At 34.0% G+C, this 4,358-nt stretch carries 3 protein-coding genes; 1 reads left to right on the top strand and 2 read right to left on the bottom strand.

The window, feature by feature from the left end; all coding sequences use genetic code 11:
- A partial coding sequence (locus LWW95_11250) for a transposase (protein ID MDL1957600.1) occupies window positions 1–352 on the bottom strand: 352 nt, incomplete at its 3' end.
- A 384-nt stretch (window positions 353–736) separates the two neighbouring features.
- On the opposite strand from LWW95_11250, the gene LWW95_11255 reads away from it, so the two are divergent.
- Window positions 737–934 (top strand): DUF5678 domain-containing protein, encoded by a 198-nt coding sequence (locus tag LWW95_11255; protein ID MDL1957601.1) that lies wholly within the window; start codon window positions 737–739, stop codon window positions 932–934.
- A 793-nt stretch (window positions 935–1,727) separates the two neighbouring features.
- Here the strand turns inward: LWW95_11255 and LWW95_11260 are convergent.
- Window positions 1,728–4,358, bottom strand: a 2,631-nt coding sequence (locus LWW95_11260) for a hypothetical protein (GenBank protein ID MDL1957602.1), incomplete at its 5' end; no start/stop codon positions are given.

The raw sequence follows: 4,358 nt of genomic DNA on the forward strand, positions 1-4,358 counted from the left end.
TAACCCTATTTTTAGGTACATGGCTTTTAATCAATGCTCCAGCCCTATGTCTTCTAGCAATTCTAACAGCATCAAGCATATCTGTCTTACTTCCAAAAGACTTTGTTGAGGAAGGGTTTGCCAAAACCGCTTTAAACCCTCTTCCAGCAAATTCATAGTATAATGGTATCCAAAAGCATCCAGTGCTCTCCATAGCTACTTCCATACACCTCATTTTAGCAAGCTTTGCTATAAGCAAGATTATGTCTATCAAGCTATACCTGCATCTCTCCTGATAAACTATTTTTCCATTAGAGTCTATTACAGCTATTTGAAGGAAAGATTTATGTATATCTATTCCACATATATTCATGTTTATTACCTGTGCCTGGAGGGGCTTGGGCTAGGGCAAATTCCTATTCGTGCTCGAGGCACATGCTCCTGGAATCGCCCTAAGCCCAAGCCTACTACAATTTATTTGCCGGCTTCTAAGCCAAATTAAAGTCGTATTTGCCTCCAGGCACAATTTATATTGCTCCTAACTGAAATATGAGTTTAATCCATGCATAAATCTAATATAGGGCTTGGATGCGAATAAATATAGGAATTATAAGGGTGTACTCTATAGTGATGGGATGGTTTAAACATATTGTTGCTTTTAATATTTTAAAATTTATAAAATATATAGTTGAATTAGAGAATATTATTTGTATGATGTATTTTAAATTGTTGGTTTTTGTGGAGATGGCGATGATATATGAGTGAGGTTAATGTTTTTATTGAAGAGGAAGGATATAATCGGATGAAGGAAAAGTTGCTTGAAAAATATGAGGGTAAAGTGGTTGCTATAAAGAATGGTATGGTTATCGGAGTATATGATAGTGAAGAGGAGGCATATCGAGATGTGGTTGAAAAATATGGACCTATACCTATTTTGATTAAAAGAGTTCTATAAAAAGAACGAATAGAATATATACTGGCATATACCTATGGTTTACTATCTGCAGTAGTTGGGTAGACAATATGCCTGTAATAAATATAATGTATCATACCCGTGAACGCCCACAATTTGATCCTCGAGCATTAATGATAATGGGACCACAGATAAATATAGATGTACTGCCTCCAACCGTGGTAGAGAAATGGGCTAAATCTCACAACGTCGAGATAATAAAAGTTTCATAATTCATTTTTAAGTTCATTTAAAAGGATTATTAGAAAGCTTAAAAGAGATAATTTTACTTCCACTTATCTTATTCTACTTAAATAATGTATTTTACTGATATTTTTAAACAAAATAAATATTATGTAAAATGATAGAAGATTAGAGACCATAGATGTGGATATAATATAAGTATCTATGTTGATGTATAAATGATCTACTTAGAAAAGAAATATCATGAATAACGCTATTGTTATAATGAAGATAAGTATACTTCTTTATATCCTCCCCCCAAATTCTTTATAAACTTCTTGAGAAATATAGTTATCATCTCTAACTTTAAGCTACCGATTTCTAGCATAAATATTAGTAAGGAAATTACAAAACTATAAAGCATTTTGGGCGGTCTCGGTCACTATGTTGGTGCTTCAACTTAACCACCTATCAAAGTTCATATAAACATTAGACGAAATGTCGATGTTTCTGTAAGCTATTTCTCAAATTTAAGCGAAACTATAACTATTTACAGATTCTGCTGAAATCTAGAAGTAAGAAAAATATAAGATAAGATTTTATAGTTACTATACTAAGGAGGTATTGATACGCATATTTTCGATAAATAACTCCAATCATGATCCCACGGCAGTTTAAATCCGTATTCGCATATATATTGAACTCTATGATTTGTTTCTATTCCGTGGGGATAAAGTACACATATATATCCTGAACTATCATCAAGTCCGGAAACCACGATGATTTCAAATTTTTTCCAGCCCTTTTGAGTTCCAAATCTTACTGGCACGGTACCCTTATAACAAAGTCCTCCTGCATCAAACGAAGCTTCTTCGCGATTCAATAAAATATCTGTTTCTGCATCCCAGTCCAATATACCGCCATCCAATCTTTTAATCGTTAACTCCATATAAGTATATTCAATAGTATTCGCAAATGTATATTCGATCTTTACTATATAAGATCTTACCTCACCCTTTTTAAGATTACGTATTATATAGTTTATACCCTTACCAGACCAGTCAAGCGTTATCTCATCATCTATATAAATGTCGACTGAGGTCCATTTTTCCTCGTCAACCTTTTTTCCATCGACTGATTCTAGACGGACAACTATACTGAGTTTTCCGTCTCCACCGTACCATCCATATAGCATGCCATCATATCCTTTATCTTCTATAACAGCTGTGCCTCCAGGTGGTATTGGTCCAACATTTACTCGTTTAGGATATGCAGGATACCAGCCAGCATGATATTCGGCCTTAATTCTATACTCTATATTCCCCTTTGCGGTCTTTGTACCAAAGTTTTTAAGATAAATTTTAAGAGTTATAAATTCCCCAGGCCTATAAACTGATTTATCGGTCTCAATATATGTTATTCTTATATCTACTTCTGGCTGAACTTTAAGTGTAAATGTTTTTGTATCTGTCTTAACCCAGTCATCCATACCTTTCGTCCAGAAATATATGCGTATTGCATAGTCATATGTTCCGGCTTGTGATGGAGATTTAAATTTAAGAGTAAAGCTCTTATATCCGGAACCACGATATGTTATCTTATTATAATCATCATTGTATGCAACTCTTTCTCCAGTACTTCTATAAATGCCAACTAATATATAATATTCTTGATCATCCGGGAACTGATAAGATACGACTACATTCACAGTTATTTCTGAATTCGGAACAGATTTTTCCGGTACATCGTAGCTATCTATCCAAAGCATTAGGACAGTTATTTGCCTAGTATCAGGATCCGACCATTTTCCTCTAGAATCTTTTACTCTAAAATAGATTGTATGTTTTCCAATTGATAGTTTGCTTGTTGAGAACTCTTTTTTATTGCTTAGAAAACCGTCTATACTTGATCTCCACTCATACTCAGCAATATCGTCGCCATCAGGATCATATCCATGACCTCTAAAATAAACATAACCCCCTCTAACAACTATATTTGGAGATATTTCATCTATCACTGCTACTGGAGGATGGTTTTCCTCTTTGACTATTACTGTATATTCTCCTAATAGTTTTTCATATTTGTCCCATGTGGGTGGTTGGGGATATTTGTTTAATGCAGAGCTATATACTACACGAATCCTATATGTTCCTGGCTGTAATGGCACGGTATATTCTTCGACATCACCTCTACCTCCACCTGCCTCCCATCCAATTTCACTATCACATTGCTCATCACAGTCAGAGTTCGCAATGTAGTGTTCTTTATCCCATTCAGCATAAACCCTAATAATATAATAAACTGTACCCCCACTCACAGTACCCTCCTTATAATAGAAAAACAACTTCAACCTAGTCCCCGGAGAAACTGTTATGGAATGAGCCTCATCCCCATCAGAATAAGGATAACCACCATGATAATCCAAATCAAAATACTTTAAAGATCCTCTAGTTATCTCAATTTTAGATATTTTTTTAATGTAATGATCAGATCTTTCTAACTCCACTCCTTTCTTATAGCCAGCTGTTATTCTTATATCATCTGGAACTTCGTCGGGATTACGATATTTTCCGAAAACCTCGACAAAATCTCCTTCTTTGATTGATTGATTGTTAAGTTCTTCTCTCTGAGCGAGGCTATCGTATCGTGCAAATACCACTATTATATCTCCTACACTTATTTTACCTGATGGATCAGATAAGATTTGTTCTACCTTAACATCACATATATCAGGAAACATAAGAGGTACATTACGATAAACTTTAATGACTTTACCTTTAAATTTAACATCTAAAGAGCGCGCTATTAGAATAGTTACAATTACTTCTTCTTCAAACTCATTACCATCGTTATCTCTATAGAAAAACTTATATTTAATATATACTTCATCATAGCCCTTATTTTTAGCTCTCTCAGCAACGTCAGGGATTAAATAAATCTCATCGTGCCATTTATATTGGCTTTTCGAATAAACATTAAAAGATAAATCACTATATCCTGCTACATCTAATGTACCATCTAGGTGTATAAATTGCCATTCATATCTATATACATAGATATCATAGTTTTCATTATTACTAAAAATGAAATCTACCGGACCCTTGCTATCAGGCTCAATTTCAACAGTGCTAGGAGAAGCAATAATACTTAGCGGTTTTGGTTCTTGTGCTATTAGAATAGTTACAATTACTTCTTCTTCAAACTCATTACCATCGTTATCTCTATAGAAAAACTTATATTTAAT

Origin of the sequence: Candidatus Desulfofervidus auxilii (genome assembly GCA_030262725.1) — a bacterium.
Classification (GTDB): domain Bacteria; phylum Desulfobacterota; class Desulfofervidia; order Desulfofervidales; family Desulfofervidaceae; genus JAJSZS01.